At 59.0% G+C, this 14,438-nt stretch carries 10 protein-coding genes; 2 read left to right on the forward strand and 8 right to left on the reverse strand.

The features are described from left to right. Positions 1 to 395: 395 nt before the first annotated feature. Positions 396 to 3,791, forward strand: coding sequence for a TonB-dependent receptor (locus tag IEX36_RS12070; protein WP_229668920.1), 3,396 nt, complete (start codon positions 396 to 398; stop codon positions 3,789 to 3,791). A gap of 69 nt (positions 3,792 to 3,860) precedes the next feature. Here IEX36_RS12070 and IEX36_RS12075 read toward each other — a convergent pair whose 3' ends face one another. The 6 genes from IEX36_RS12075 to nadD form a co-directional block, all read right to left on the reverse strand. Next, positions 3,861 to 5,918, reverse strand: a complete 2,058-nt coding sequence (locus tag IEX36_RS12075; protein WP_188759529.1) for a PP2C family protein-serine/threonine phosphatase — start codon at positions 5,916 to 5,918, stop codon at positions 3,861 to 3,863. A gap of 169 nt (positions 5,919 to 6,087) precedes the next feature. Continuing rightward, the gene (locus tag IEX36_RS12080) at positions 6,088 to 6,678 is read right to left on the reverse strand and encodes a PEP-CTERM sorting domain-containing protein (protein WP_188759530.1); all 591 of its coding nucleotides are present in this window, start codon (positions 6,676 to 6,678) and stop codon (positions 6,088 to 6,090) included. A gap of 324 nt (positions 6,679 to 7,002) precedes the next feature. Further along, positions 7,003 to 7,374 (reverse strand): STAS domain-containing protein, encoded by a 372-nt coding sequence (locus IEX36_RS12085; RefSeq protein ID WP_188759531.1) that lies wholly within the window; start codon positions 7,372 to 7,374, stop codon positions 7,003 to 7,005. Position 7,375: 1 nt separating this feature from the next. Continuing rightward, positions 7,376 to 7,822, reverse strand: a complete 447-nt coding sequence (locus IEX36_RS12090) for an ATP-binding protein (RefSeq protein ID WP_188759532.1) — start codon at positions 7,820 to 7,822, stop codon at positions 7,376 to 7,378. A gap of 6 nt (positions 7,823 to 7,828) precedes the next feature. Beyond that, a complete protein-coding gene (locus tag IEX36_RS12095; protein ID WP_188759533.1) occupies positions 7,829 to 9,001 on the reverse strand; it encodes a PP2C family protein-serine/threonine phosphatase in 1,173 nt (390 codons plus the stop codon). A 72-nt stretch (positions 9,002 to 9,073) separates the two neighbouring features. Beyond that, positions 9,074 to 9,673: a nicotinate-nucleotide adenylyltransferase gene (gene nadD, locus IEX36_RS12100; RefSeq protein ID WP_188759534.1), complete on the reverse strand. Its 600-nt coding sequence runs from the start codon at positions 9,671 to 9,673 to the stop codon at positions 9,074 to 9,076. Positions 9,674 to 10,152: 479 nt separating this feature from the next. On the opposite strand from nadD, the gene IEX36_RS12105 reads away from it, so the two are divergent. Then, on the forward strand, positions 10,153 to 11,550 hold the full coding sequence (locus IEX36_RS12105; protein ID WP_229668921.1) for a DUF4382 domain-containing protein: 1,398 nt from the start codon (positions 10,153 to 10,155) through the stop codon (positions 11,548 to 11,550). A 69-nt stretch (positions 11,551 to 11,619) separates the two neighbouring features. On the opposite strand, the gene IEX36_RS17495 is transcribed toward IEX36_RS12105, so the two are convergent. Further along, positions 11,620 to 13,164: a YXWGXW repeat-containing protein gene (locus IEX36_RS17495; RefSeq protein WP_229668922.1), complete on the reverse strand. Its 1,545-nt coding sequence runs from the start codon at positions 13,162 to 13,164 to the stop codon at positions 11,620 to 11,622. A gap of 179 nt (positions 13,165 to 13,343) precedes the next feature. Further along, positions 13,344 to 14,384: a ComEC/Rec2 family competence protein gene (locus tag IEX36_RS12115; RefSeq protein WP_188759535.1), complete on the reverse strand. Its 1,041-nt coding sequence runs from the start codon at positions 14,382 to 14,384 to the stop codon at positions 13,344 to 13,346. Between the last annotated feature and the right edge of the window lie 54 nt (positions 14,385 to 14,438).

Genomic DNA, 14,438 nt, shown 5'->3' on the forward strand with positions numbered 1-14,438 from the left:
ACCTCTTAGTGTCGCGAAATGGATCAACTGCTCCTCTGACCTACTTATCGGCCACTTCTGTCCGAATCTGCAACATGATTAATTCTCAAAAGATGCTTGGATTTCAGAATGGGAATCCCGCACAACAGGTAGAAACAACTCGCATGTTTCTAAATACTTAGGAGAATAATGCCCTTCACTGGAGATGGGAGAGCGATTGTTTTCAACAGAAGATAGAGCTGATTGTGCATTTGCGTATTGAACCGAAGGTTCATATCTAACGTAAGGTCCATAGATAGGTATCTTTTTGCATCCGATTGGGCGATCGATTTCTCTAAAATTGATTACGCCTGAAGTTTGCTTTGTAGCTTTAGATGGGAGGCATCTCTATGCGTTTTCGATATTTAGGAGCAATTTTGGTTGCGCTAACAGTAATGGTTGGCGTCAGCCTGGCACAAACCAGCAAGGGAATTCTGGCGGGGGTAGTCCGCGACCAGACCGGAGCCGTTGTGCCCGGCGCGAAAATTGTCATAACAAGTGAGTTAACTGGCGAGGTACGCAACACGCTTTCGAATGGAGAGGGTGCATACCGTCTGGAAGCAGTGAACCCAAGCACCTATAGTCTGCATATTGAAGCAGCCGCATTTACGGCGCTCGACGTCAAGGGGCTGAAGGTGACGCCCTCAGTAGTGACCAGCTACGACGCAGTCCTGCAACCCGGCCAGGTGAACACCACCGTCAACGTCGAGGCGAACTCGAACAGTATCAATCTGGATAACGGCGCACTCTCGACCAGCATCGGTACGACGGAGCTGTCGAAGGTGCCCATCTTTTCCCTGAATCCAGTCGAGCTGGTCTCGACCGTCGCCGGTGCACAGTACATCAATCAGATGTCGCTGAACCTTGCGGGTGCAGGCGGGCAGTATGAGCAAGTCGAGGTCAACGGCGCCCGCCCGCGAGCGAACAACTACCTGCTCGACGGCCAGGACATCAACGACATCGGCCTGAACGGTCAGGCCTTCCAGCCGCAGATTCCGGACATGTTTGAGTCCGAGACGGTCTATACCACCTCCGCTCCGGCGGAGTTTGGCCGCGCAGGCGGCGCCGTGGTGAACATGGTCACCCGCGGCGGCACGAATCACTACCACGGCGAGGCGTTCGAGCTGTACTCGGGCTCCGGCCTGAACTCGGTCGATGGCCAGACGCGCAAAGGTTCCATGAGCCGAGCCAACAAGGCTCGGTATGACCAGCATCAGTATGGCTTCGAGCTCGGCGGCCCGATTCTTCGCGACAAGCTCTTCGCCTTTGGCGGCACGATGTTCACCCGCTACTACGGCAACACGAACTCGCCCTCGATCGAGCTTCCCGATGCGGACGGATATGCCACACTGACCTCCATCGGTGGTCCGCAGGTGGCCCTGCTGCAGGGTCTGCTGGCCAACGGTTCGTACCTGAAGAACTACCAGCAGCTCACGCCGTCCTCGCAGCCGGTGGAGCAGTTGAACGCGGGCAATCCGTCCGGCGCGAGCTGCCCGGCTGGCGGATGTATCGTGAATACGGCGATCTTCGAGCGTCCTCCCGTGGCGCAGCAGTCGCCGGATACCCAGTGGTTCTACCGGATCGACTTCACGCCCACCCAGAAGGACAGCTTCGGCTTTCGCTACCTGCACGATCGCAATAACTTCCTACCGGACATTCAGCTGAATACCTCCGGGCTGCCGGGCTTTGACGGCGAAGTGGGCGGTTACACCGATCTGGGCTCGGGCAACTGGACCCACATCTTCACGCCGACTCTGCTGAACGAGTTCCGCGTGTCGGAGACGCGCATCGCGTTCACTTTCGCACCGACGCCGGACGCTCTGGCGAATCCGCTGGCGAAGACCTTCAATATCAACTTCACTGACAATGGAATGCCGGTGCTGGGACTCTCGCAGAACATACCCCAGGGCACCAAGGAGGACAACTACCAGTACCAGGACACGGTCGGCTGGACCATCGGCAGACAGTCACTGCGTATCGGTGCGGACGTGGGCCGCGTGCTCGAGACGCTGCTGGTGGCGCAGCAGCCTTACGGTCAGTTGAACTTCGCTGTCGACAACAACGGATCCGGGCTGGCGAACTTCCTGAACAACCGACTGGGTCTGAGCGGCTATGCGCAGATAGGCCTCGGCCCGACGCGCGTCGATCCACACATCTGGAAGAGCGCCTATTTTGTGCAGGACGACATCAAGCTCACGCCCGAGCTTACGGTGAACCTCGGATTGCGCTATGACTACCTGACCGAGCCGGCGAATTCGCTTCCGTATCCCGGACTCGACTTCAGCAACCCGTATGCACCGATCACGAATGTCTACAAGATCCAGAACGACACCAACAACTGGGGACCGCGGTTTGGCTTCGCCTACTCGCCTGCCGGTGGCGGCTGGCTTGGAGGCAACAAGACCGTATTTCATGGTGGCGCCGGCATCTTCTATGACAACAGTTTTGCCAACATTGCCATCAACAGCGCCCAGTCTTCTCCAAACGCGACCGTGGGTACACTCGTGGCGACGGCGACCAATCCGCAGGGGCCCGCAACTGGCCTGATTCCGACGATCCCGTCCTCGCTGGGGCCGTACTCTTCGATTACCAGCGGCATCGACAAGAACCTGCGCAACCCGGCCACGTACCAGTTCAACCTCGGGTTCGAGCGCGAGCTGCCTGCGCAGTTGAAGCTGACCGTCAACTACGTCGGCACTCGCGGACGCAGGCTCTATGCGAACCAGCAACTCAACTACCTGAACAACACTACTCCGGCGGCAGTTGCAGCAGGCAACCGCTTCAATACGGCGCGCGGCATCATCAACGGCCGCACGAACTCGGGAGCATCGGAGTATGACGGCCTCCAGACGGAGGTCTCGCGTTCGGTTTCGCACGGGCTCTACTTCCGCGCGACCTATACGTACAGCAAGACGATGGACGATGCTTCGGAGATATTCGCCACGTTCAACTCGCCCACGTCCTACTCGGCCAACCTTGCGCCGGGCGGACGCAGGCAGGACTGGAGCGACTCGGCGTATAACTTCCCGAACTACTTCTCGGTGCTCTATTCCTGGTCGCCTTCCGGGCTGCACTCCGACAACTCGCTGGTCAACGCCCTCTATGGCGGGTTTACCCGGAACTTCACCCTCTCGGGCACAACCCAGCTCCAGGCCGGGCCGCCGAGCAGCTTCAATGTCAGCGGCCTCGACATCAACCATGATGGCAGCACCGCCAACGATCGTCCGCTGGTGGGCAATGCACATGCTGCCATCAACACGGCTGGCAGCGATGGGCTGAATCTGGCTCCGGTCCTCGACCAGAACAACAACCCGATCTACAGCGGCGCGCACGGCACCTACTACGACCAGACGTACTACTACCAGACGCAGGCAGCCAACGCCTCGGCGGCTGCGGCTGCGGCCCAGAGCAACCAGAGCTTCACTCCAGCCAACCCGTTCAAGCCGGTCGATACCAGCCAGGTCCACTGGCTGATTCCGAACGGCGGCGCAGAGGTCACGCCGCTGATGATCGGCCGTGACAGCTATCGCAACCCGGGCACAACCAACTGGAACGTCGCGGTCGAGAAGGACATTCCGGCTCCGTGGACGCATCTGGAGTCCGGCTCGTTCGTGCTCCGCTGCGAGGCGCAGAACGTCTTCAACCACAACGACGTCGGCATCATGGATACGAACGTCTTGCATATCGGAAACGGCAACTCGTTTCTGAATGCCTCGAATGTCCGCGTGGCCACGAACAGAAACGTTCGCTTCTGGGCGAAGTTCACGTTCTGAGGTGTCACAAATCAAGTGAAAAAGGCCCGCCTCCATAGGCGGGCCTTTTCTTTCAAATCCAGTGCAGGATCAGTTCGCAAGTGCAACAGCTTTATCAGCAAAGGCCGCTTCTGTTGTGGTCCGCTGCACTTTCAAGACAAGGATGTCATCCGTCTGGCCAAACTCTTTTGCTGCTCTGGCGATCTTCGAGGGTGAGGAAGAACTGCGTAGCAGCTCTTCGGTGCGCCCGAAGCCGAAGAGGTTTCCATGAGTGTCCTGAGCTTCGGCCACGCCGTCGGACATGAGGACAAGAGAGTCACCCGAATCGAGCCGGAACGAGAGCGTCGGATAAGTTATATCTGGCAGAATGCCGAGCGGCAACGCTCCCTCGATCTGCATCTCTACTCCATTGAGATACGGAGGCAAGTGGCCTGCATTGGCCAACTGAACGAGACCATCGGGCATAAAGCGTAGCGCCAGGCATGTAGCGCTGGCATGTTCGCGCTCAGAGAGTTGCCGGTTGAGCGCCGCCAGCACCTGCTGCGGGTTGTTGTCCACTTGCGCCTGCAGGCGAACAGCGCCGACGATCAATGCAACGAGCATGCCTGCCTGCAAACCCTTGCCGGTCACATCACCAACGACGACCAGCGCCGAGTCGTCGTCCTCGCCGGGGATGATCTGAAAAAAGTCACCGCCAACCTCGCGCGCGGGATGGTACTCGCTTTCGATGCTGAGCCCGGCGACCTGCGGCAGCTTGTTGGGAATCAGCACCTCCTGTACGTGCCGGGCCTGTGCGATCTCGAGCTTCCACTGCTCTTCCGCGCGCCGTGCGGCGATAAACCGTGCCAGCAGCATGATCGTGATAAGCAGCAGCGAGACAATGGTCGAGAGCGATCCCAGCGAGATGCTGAATCCGACGATAGTAAATGCCGTCGGTATGTGGACGATGCGAAGCTCATGTTGATAGTTGGCGAAGACAGCAAAGATGACGGCCGTTGCAGCGAGACCGCCTTCAGCTTTGTTGCGCTTAAACCCCTGAAAGGCGACGACCAGCAGCAGCACGCCAAGGTAGAGCTTCAGACAGAGGCGCAGCGGCTCAATCCACGTCGCAGCATGCACCGGCACATGCTGCCCGTAAAGCGGCGCGCGCAACAAGGCTGTTCCAAGTGCAAGCAGGAAGACAGCAGGCCACACGACGCTGTGCAATCTGCGAATGCGCGGCAGGCCGAACCAAAATCCCCAAAAGAGCACCCAGCAGCCGATGCGTAACGGTGTCGCGAAGACATCCGTTACCAGCACGCTTGCAGTCTGGCCCACGGCGGTCGTGAAGTTGTCGAGCAGCACGACGCCGTTGCTGATGATGGTGGCCAGGCAGACGAACGCGAGCCACACATACGATTTCTCATCCCAGTCGAGCCAGAACAGGGTGAGCGCCATCACCAGCGCCATGACAAGAATCAGCATCTCCAGAAAGCCGCTGCCGATGTAGTGTGCGATCGCATCCCAATCGAGTTGCACCTGCGCCCCGATGATGGAGGCGTAGCCCAGCACGGGCGGGCCATGCAGCCCGCCGGCGTCGGGGCTGTTGAAGGGCGTGGCGCTGTCCATCCACATGCGGATGGCGATGGTGATTGTTCTGTCACGAATGTCCGGCGGAAGTCGGAAGGCGCGAGGCAGCGCACTGTATGCAGTGACATGCCTTGTTCCGAAGGAGCCAAACTCACCGATGCGCGCGCCGTCAACGAAGACCTGATAGGCGTCATCGACGCCTTCAGGCATCTTCAGCGCAAGTGGCCCCGGCGTGCCTTCGACGACGACCTGCAGCCTGTACCAGGCATAGCCGGAGTAGCCTGCATACCCGCGAGCAGTCCAGCCGGGTACATAGCCGTCGGACCCTTCAGGCGGCACCAGGCCCATGTTCGCCCATCCGGAGTCATCAAATCCGGGTTGCGCCCAGGAGAGATTATCTCCAGTATGGAACTTCCACGGACCATAAAGTTCGATTGCCGATGTGCCCAGCTTCACGTAGACCACGTGATCGGCAGATGCGACGCCGCTAGTCCCGCCCGCCGCAGGCTGAGCTTCGCCCGGCAGAGACGGAGACAGCAGCAACAGCATCAGCGGCAGAAGCAGACCAGCGCGAAGCATTACCCGACCCTCGCGACACAAAAAATGAGGCGACTAGAGACTACACCACGGCAGGCAATGTCGTCGGCAGGATTTTACTGAAGGAAGTAGCAACGGATTGTGTTTGCAGAAAAAAAAGAGACCTAACCGCGGAGGTGTAGGTCTCTCATATGCACATGAATCGGGTCGACTATTTCTGTGTAATGCCCAAAAGCAGATTGCGGCGCTTGCCAAGATAGAGACCCGCAAAGAGCAGGCCAGTCAGTAGCAATGGGAGCGAGGCTGGCTCCGGCGTATTGACGGTGCCAGTGCCGTCAAATAGGTCTGGGTCTGCGCCGTTCTCATAGATGATGGCTAAGTGAAGGGGATCAAGCGAACCATCATAGAAGTCGAAAGTGTCAACGCCTCCAGATGATCCGCAACTGGCACCTGAGAAGATAACGCCGGGTCCAGTCGTGTCGCACTGAAAAGTCAGAGCCCCGAGGCCAGGGAAGCTCAGGTTGATCGAGGTGATGGGGTCGCTCGTCGCGTTAAATAACCCGAGACAACCATAGGTCGTAGGGTCAGACGGAAGACCTGGCACGCCGGCAATCTGGCACGTACTCGCAGAGAACGTCGCAGAGAATGGGGCAGTTGTGTCAAAGATAACGCACGCCGAAGGGTTCGATACGCAGATATTGCTTGGGTCGAGAACAGTTACATGAAAGTTGGTTGCATGGGCATAGTGAGTGGACCCAAAGACCAAGGCAAGTACAAAGAAGAGGCGAAGAAGGTGCTTCATGCTGTATCCCTCCGAACACACTTTCGACGAGCAAAGCGCCAGGCGAAAATTCTCGATGAACTCGGTTCGTTTGCTAAAAACGGAGCACGTTCTATGCCAAAGGCAAACGTCGGATACAACAGGAAAATCCCTGAAAAACAAGGTAACTGGCGGAAGACCCGCTTTTTCTCAGCGCAGTAGATTGCAGTTAAGGCGGAAATCGGGGTGCGTTTTCAGGCCAGACAAACGGTTCGTCTCACAGCACAGGTGGGCCCAAAGAAACGCGGTTGGAGGCGAGACAACGCACCATCTTGACTCTCTGCGGCGGAATAGGAGTCTGGCGATTTAAGCGCTGGCAGAGCTCGAGATCGATGAAGCGGCCGCGGCTTCATCCGGGTAAATCCCGGCATATTTGGCAATGCCCACCATGGTGAAGACCTTCTGGAAGTGGGGCGAAAGTCCGAAGGCTGCTACCTTCTGTCCGAGCTTGTTGGCCTCCATCAGCATCTGGATGACGAGCGCGATTCCGCTGGAGTTGATGTAGTCAACTTTTGAGAAATCCAGCAAAACAGGCAAGGACTTGTCGACGCCGGCATAGCTGCCAAGCACCGCCGAACGTGAGGTGGAGGAGATATCGCCGGCAAAGCGCAGCACGGTAATACGGCCGTTGTTGCCATCGGAGATCTGGTCGATGTTGGTACGGGTCTCGGTCGTCACGTTAGTCGGCCTCCTTGTCGAGTTTAATTACCAGCCGGACATAGCTGCCCTCGCCGTTTGCATCGTTGACCCACTCGGCCTCGTCGACCAGCGCCTGGATCAGAAACATGCCCATGCCGCGCGGGTCCTCTTCGCCATGCATCTTGCGGTCGATGTCGGGTTTAGCCGGCTGGTTGCGAATTCCGGATCCGTTGTCGAGCACCTTTACCTCAAGGCTGTCGCCGTGGGCGGCCAGCTTGACGCCGACCGAGAGGTTCTCGTTCAGCTTGTTGCCGTGCTCGATTGCGTTGATGCACGCCTCAGAGATAGCGGTCTTCAGATCTTCGATGCGGTCGTCGGGGAAGCCCATGAGCTTAGCCACGCTGGCTGCGGTGCCCATAGCAATCTTCTCGTACCCGATGCGGGAGGGGATGTGCAGTTCAACAGGTCTGCCTTTGGGGTTGGCCATCTGCGTCTACGCCTGCTCTCTGACGAGCGCGAGTGCGGTCATATCGTCCTGCTGGTGCGCTCCGCCGGAAAAATCGTCGAGTTCGTGCCACAGCGTTTCGAGAATAGCAGCACTTTCGGTCAGGTTGCATCGCTGAAATGAGGCCAGCAGCCGATCGGCACCAAATTCATCATCGCCTTGAAATACCTCTGTCAGGCCGTCCGTGTAGAAGAGCAGCCGCGATCCTGCTGGAAAGACAAACTGTTCCGCAGCGTACTGCATACCGGGCACCAGCCCGATAGGTGTACCGCTGGCGGCAATCTGATGTGCCTCGCCCTTGCTCAAAAGGAACCCCGGGTTATGGCCAGCATTGACGATCTCAAGCGTATGCGTAGCAGGATCGAGCCCAAGAAAGATTGCCGTTACGTAGCGGCGGCGCGTCTCCGGGCCTTCGGCGTAGTGCTGCCCGTTCAGGCGTGCGGCAAGCTCGGCCAGAGGAACGCCAGCAAAGGCAGTCGCACGAAACGCTGCACGAAATGCAGTGCAGACGATGGCTGAGGCCAATCCTTTGCCCGCTACGTCGGCCACAGCCATGATCTGGCGGCCTCCGGGCAGCTCGACAATATCCACGTAATCGCCGCCCACCTCGTAGCAGGCCGTCGAGCGGAAGGCGATGGAGTAGCCAGGAATCGAGGGCAGCGTCTGTGGCAGCAGGCTGCGTTGAATCAGCCGCGCAGCTTCAAGATCGCGCTGTACGCGCATCCACTCCAGATTGCGTTGGTGGTACCGCGCATTCTCAGCGGCAACTTCAGTCTGCAGCGCAAGGCCTTCGAGAAAGTCCTGCTCAGAGAGCGAAAGCTCACGATCTGGCGGAGGCGCCGCAACCAGTTCGGCCCAGGTAGAGCCATCCTTCGCACGCAGCGGGAAGCGTTCGCAGCCATTCCACGGCTCGGGCGGCATCATGCCGTAGAGCGTCCGCGGCTCGGTAATGAGCGCGCCGGGAAGCTCCAGCTCGCGCACAACGATGCGCAGTGCGGCCTCCAGCACCTCGTTCAGCTCAATCGTCGAGTGCACCTGCCGCGAGGTCTCCAGCAGCGCTTGCAAACGCGCAATCTGCTGCTGCAGGTCAACGACATCTACCTGCGCCGATCCATCCGGCGCATACCCGGGCGTGAGGTTCGCAGGTGTAGTTAGCGACATGGGCGCAGCAATCCCTTCGTGCGACTCCACACGATAGCACGTTGCCGCCTGCCTGTCTTATGGAAACGAAGTTCAAACGTAAAGGTTGTGCTCGCGAATGTAAGCGAGTATCTCAGGCAGCAGAAGGTCCTCGCACGCGTCACCATCATGAAGGCGCTGGCGAAGCTCCGTAGCCGATACATCGTCGTGAACGCTCTCCACCAGATGAACACGCGCTCTCTGCTGAGGAGTCAGGCCGAGCGCAGCGATGCTGTCGAGCGGAAAGCCAGGACGGCTGACGACGATCCATTCGGCAAGTTCAAGCAAACGCGCAGGCTCCCGCCAATGCGGCAGCGCCAGAAAGCTATCCGCGCCGACAAGATTGAATAGAGCTGCGTCGGGATAAAGCGCGCGCAGCAGCGTGAGTGTATCCACGGTGTAGTTGGGCTTGCCGTTGGGGTTGGGTGCGTCGAGCGACGAAGGCTGGAAGCGATGGTCGTGCTTCGAGGCCAGCATCACCATGGAGAGCCGATCAATGTAAGTGGACGAATGAGCGTCCAGCTTAAGCGGCTGACGCCCCACCGGCGCAAACAGAACGCGATCAAGCTCCAAGGCGTCAGCGGCGGCTTTGGCAATGGCCAGATGCCCACGGTGAGGTGGATCAAACGTGCCGCCAAAGAGCGCGATGCGCATGGAGGTATTGTCTCCCACAAGCTAGGATACCGGGCTGTTCGTTCGGTGCGTTTTATCTTGCTGTATCCGCTGGATTTGCAGCAAATAATAGCCAGTGGAGCAAGTAAATAGCCAATAGTGCGAATCGAGCCAGGAATATGCCACAGATGCTTCGCGGTTGCTAGTAGAAGGTGCAATAGCTTACAACTATGAAAAACCTTGCGCAAAGATTTTGGCATCACACCGCTTGCAGACCTCAGGACTACGACCCGTTCCTTCGAGCAGCGCGAATCGTTAAGAGTTGTATGTCACCCGGAGCGGCGTCTCTACTCTGCCAAAGATGCCAATTATCCTGCCTGTCTCGTTGAGTCTCTTTGAAGCTGCCTTGACCGAATCCCAGAAATATTAACCGAAAGAATAGGGTGAATCCGGCCATGGAAGCAAAAAGTTGTGATCGACAATCCTCTCGACTCAAACAATCTCTTCTCTCCACCAGATATTTGTTACCGGCATTGCTGTCCGTAGGCACTGTCGCCGCCGTCATCGCAGGTTGCAGTGGAAACACTACGGCGCCGGCCTCAGGCATGGCGCACGTGCAGTTGCAGGTAAGCGATCCTTCGACCTGCCAGGCGCCGAATGGGCCCTTCGAGCATGTGTATGTGACAATCGCCGATGTACAGGCGAACGTCAGCAGCAGCGCGGGCTCGAGCGATTCAGGCTGGGTTGATCTGACTCCCGGGCTCTCCGGTCACCCGGTGCAGATCGACCTGCTGGGGCAGGCGTCCAACCAGTGTTTTCTGGCCTCGCTCGGCGATCCGCAGGAGTTGCAACCAGGCAAGTATCAGCAGATTCGCGTCATCCTCACAGACAACACCTCGGCCACGGACAGTAAAGAGCTGCCCAACAACCTTTGCACGAACGGAGTGGCCAACTGCGTTGTGCTGAATGACAACACAGTACATACGCTTCAGCTCTCGAGTGAGGCGAACACCGGCATCAAAATCCCACCCGGGCAGATCGCCAATGGTGGTCTGACAGTAGCGGCAGGCGACACCAAGGAGCTCGATATCGACTTCAACACCTGCGTGTCGATCGTCGAGCAAGGCAACGGCGTGTTTCGCTTGAAGCCCGTCCTTCACGCCGGCGAAGTGACCACATCGGCGACTTCGATCAACGGTACGGTGATCGACAGCGTCACCGGCAATCCGACCACTGGCCCAGTGTTGGTAGCGCTGGAGCAGAAGGACGCCAATGGTGTGGATCGTGTCTTCATGAACACACTGACCAACACCAGCGGCCAGTTCGTCTTCTGTCCGTTGCCCAGCGGCACCTACGATGTGGTGATCGTGGGCGAGACGAGCGCATCGGCCGTCTATGCACCGACCGTAATCACCGGTGTCTCAACCGGTTCAGCACTGGGTACAGTGCAACTCCATCCCTCGACAGTTGCTTCGGCGGCCGCAAGCTTGCAAGGCATGGTGACCTCGCAGAACGGAGCTACGCCCGCGGCGGCAACCAGCATCGACGTGCAGGTGAGCGCACTGGAGCAGGTAGCCACTGGCCTGACGGTGACAATGCCGCAGGTTCCAAGCACAGCTAACGCAGTCCTGGCCCTGACGACGGGAAGCAGTACTACATGTCCGGCCGCTAAGGACTGTGTGAGCTACACGCTGCTCCTGCCCGCAGCCGTGCCGTATGTCGGTGCATTCGCGGCTGGCGGCACGACACTTGCGCAGAGCGTCTTGCCCGCGTCCTACACGGTTGATGGAATCGCGTTAGTTCCATCGTCAGGCGGCACGCTGGACTGCTCACCGAGCGAGCAACAGGCAACTCCGATCACGCCGGTCGCAGGAACCACGCTGCCTGTGACAGCACTGGCGTTCGCCGGATGCCAGTAGCGTTCTTCCGATAGCAAAAGAAGAGAGGCCACCTGTTTCAGGTGGCCTCTCTGTTGATGTTGCAACGAACTAACGCCGATCGCCGTGCTCCTGCGCCGAGCGAGGTGCAGGTGCCGACCGTTGTTCCGTGCGCTGCTGTGGTCGATACTGCTGTTGCGGCTGCGGTCTTTGCTGCTGCGGTGCAGGCCGGTATTGCTGTTGCTGCTGAGGCCTGTACTGCTGTTGTTGCGGCCGATATTGCTGAGGCTGTGGCCTCGCTTCCTGTTGCCGCGGCTGCGACTCAGGACGCACCTGCGGCTGGTTCGGTCTCTCCTGAGGCAGGTTCGGGCGCACCTGCGGTTGCTGAGGCCGCGACTGCGGAGCCTCGGGCCTTACCTGCGGCTGATTCGGCCTCTGTTGCGGTAGGTTCGGACGTACTTGCGGCTGCTCAGGCCGTCCCTGCGGTTGGTTGGGTCGAACCTGCGGCTGATTCGGCCTTACCTGTGGTTGGTTCGGACGATTGGACGGACGCAGCACCTGCGCTGCAGGCCGGATCGCCGGACGTGCGATGCCACGGTCGGCAGCGATAGGTCGCGGTGCAGCGGTAATGGCGGGGCGTCCGCGGTTTGTGTTGTAGAACTGCGAGCGGTCTGCAGCAGCGTTGCGGCGGTTCTGCACCTGCAGGCTCATCGCGGGGGTGCGGGTCTGGCGCATCGCTACCATCTCCGACGTAGTTGGACGCACCGTCAGGCCGCCACGTCCGCCGTTGTAAGAGACGCGCGTGTAGTTGTTCACGACCACCGTGCGGTTGTACACGTTCGTGATGCGCGTCACATTCACGCGGTTGACGGCCGTGTTGTAGTAGAAGCGGTTTCCACGCCAGAAGCCACCGTAGTAGCCGGTGCCAACGTAGCCGAAGCCGTAGTTGATGCCGCCATAGAAGCCGATGTACGGGCCCCAGTAACCGCGATGGAAGCGGAAGACGCCGTTGTAGAAGCCCCAATAACCGGGGGTCCACAGCGCGCCATAGTACGGCGGAGCGCACCACACGCCCGGCACCCAGTAGTAGCCTGCCGGCGCCCAATCCCAATAGCCTGGCGTCCAGATATAGTCAGGCGCTGGGGCCTCGGGCTGCTGATAGGTGGGCAGCGGTGGCGGCGCCTGCGGGGCAGTCTCCTGATCATCCAGTGCGGCCTGTCCTGCATCGACCTGGTTGTCGTAGTCAGGATTATAGGACTGGTCACCCTGATCGCTCGGCGCAGCCTGCGGCGGGTTCTGTCCATTCTGGTTGTACTGGTCAGCCTGCTGCTGACTCTCGTTCTCGGGCGGGGCCTGACGATAGACGGGCGCGCCGCCGGTCGAAGGCTGCTGGACGGCCTGCTGGCTCTGGTCCTGATACGGGTCCTGGTTGGATTGGACCGGTTGCTGCGCATCAGCAGCCTGGCTGCCGTCGACTGGAGCCATATTGGCATCCGCGGGGTCAACGTTGGAGTTGTCAACCTGCTGGGCATGAGCCGAACTGCTCGGGCATCCCGACAGCAGCACTGCTCCGGTAAAGGTGGTCATGGCCAGCGCGGCGCTCAGCATCGTGCCGCGCCCTAACTTCGTAATCGATTTGGTGACCGGGTCTAGCATCTTCCTCGTTCTCCTGCCGGGTTAAACCCGCATTTTGCTTGTGAGATGCGCTTCATCGCGCATTGTCGCCAGGGCCTCCGCAGATTCTTCTTATTAACTGATTCGGCGCGGGTTAGGGCACAGCAGTAGTTAAAGGCAGAAAAAGAGAAGCTCAAGAGAATCTTAAAGCAATCACAGGATTAGTGCTTGGCCGGATAGTCAACAGTCGTCTGCGTGCGCTCGTTCGTGACCGAAAAGCTGCCATTATGCCGAACCGTCAGCACAAGGTAGTGTCCCGCGTCAGGGCCAGGAAGGTTGGCGATGCGCGAATCCTCCGTATTGTGCGCGGCATCGTTGTGGATTGCGGTGTGAAGCTGCCACAGATTGCCCGGATGGTCTTTGATGCGCGGCGAGTTGCGGATAATCGTCCACGCGCCGGGATCGGCGCCTTTGACTGCGCCGTTGTCCATAATGGCGACACGCGGGGCAATCGCATCCACCAGCGCCGGGCTCGAGCTGCGGTCGAAGCCATGGTGCGAGACGACGTAAATATCCACCTTGCCAAGCTTGTTCACCGGGCACATCAGCGGCCGCTCTTCGCCCCACGTCAGGTCGCCAAGATCGAGGATGCGAACCTGACCAAACGTAATCAGCGTGCCAAGCGAGCGGTCGTTCTCTGAGTTCTCGATGGGCTTCAGCGGACTGGAGGCACAGAACGGGTTAGCTTGTCCCGCACCGGCAAGTGGCGTACTGATAAGGTTGCCGTCCGCACTGATGACTTCGACATGCATGCCTTTCACAGGTAGGATATCTCCCGGTTTCGCCACCATATGCTGGTAGTGGCCATCAGCCAACACCTTCTGATAGGCATTCCAGCTATCCTCAGTCGGCTTGTCAGTGGTCTCGCGATTCGGGCCATGGTCGATGAAGCGGCCAATAGGCATCTTCGCGGCGAGCTGTGGAATGCCACCCGCATGGTCAATGTGAAAGTGCGTGATCAGCAGGTTGTCGATCTTCTTCACGCCGGCCTGTTTGCAGAGTTCAACAATGCGATCGGCGTCGCGGTTGTTGTGGTCGGGCCAGCCGGTATCGACCAGCAGGCTCTCTCCAGAGGGCATCACGAACAACGTGGCCTGCCCGCCTTCCACATCGGCAAAGTAGACACGGAGCGCTCCCGAGCTTTGGCCGAGGGCGAAGGTTGCGGTCATCATCATCAGGGCTGCTGCAAGAAGGCGCTTCATGGGATTCTCCTGTTTTCGGAAGAGATAGCAGTGATTTTTCGTGGCATTGGAATG

The organism is Edaphobacter acidisoli (genome assembly GCF_014642855.1).
Taxonomy (GTDB): domain Bacteria; phylum Acidobacteriota; class Terriglobia; order Terriglobales; family Acidobacteriaceae; genus Edaphobacter; species Edaphobacter acidisoli.

Excerpts from the sequence above, each read along its gene's own strand:
- IEX36_RS17495 (WP_229668922.1), bottom strand. The coding sequence starts at position 13,164 with ATGCTAGACCCGGTCACCAAATCGATTACGAAGTTAGGGCGCGGCACG.
- IEX36_RS12080 (WP_188759530.1), bottom strand. The coding sequence starts at position 6,678 with ATGAAGCACCTTCTTCGCCTCTTCTTTGTACTTGCCTTGGTCTTTGGG.
- IEX36_RS12075 (WP_188759529.1), bottom strand. The coding sequence starts at position 5,918 with ATGCTTCGCGCTGGTCTGCTTCTGCCGCTGATGCTGTTGCTGCTGTCT.
- IEX36_RS12115 (WP_188759535.1), bottom strand. The coding sequence starts at position 14,384 with ATGAAGCGCCTTCTTGCAGCAGCCCTGATGATGATGACCGCAACCTTC.
- nadD (WP_188759534.1), bottom strand. The coding sequence starts at position 9,673 with ATGCGCATCGCGCTCTTTGGCGGCACGTTTGATCCACCTCACCGTGGG.
- IEX36_RS12095 (WP_188759533.1), bottom strand. The coding sequence starts at position 9,001 with ATGTCGCTAACTACACCTGCGAACCTCACGCCCGGGTATGCGCCGGAT.
- IEX36_RS12090 (WP_188759532.1), bottom strand. The coding sequence starts at position 7,822 with ATGGCCAACCCCAAAGGCAGACCTGTTGAACTGCACATCCCCTCCCGC.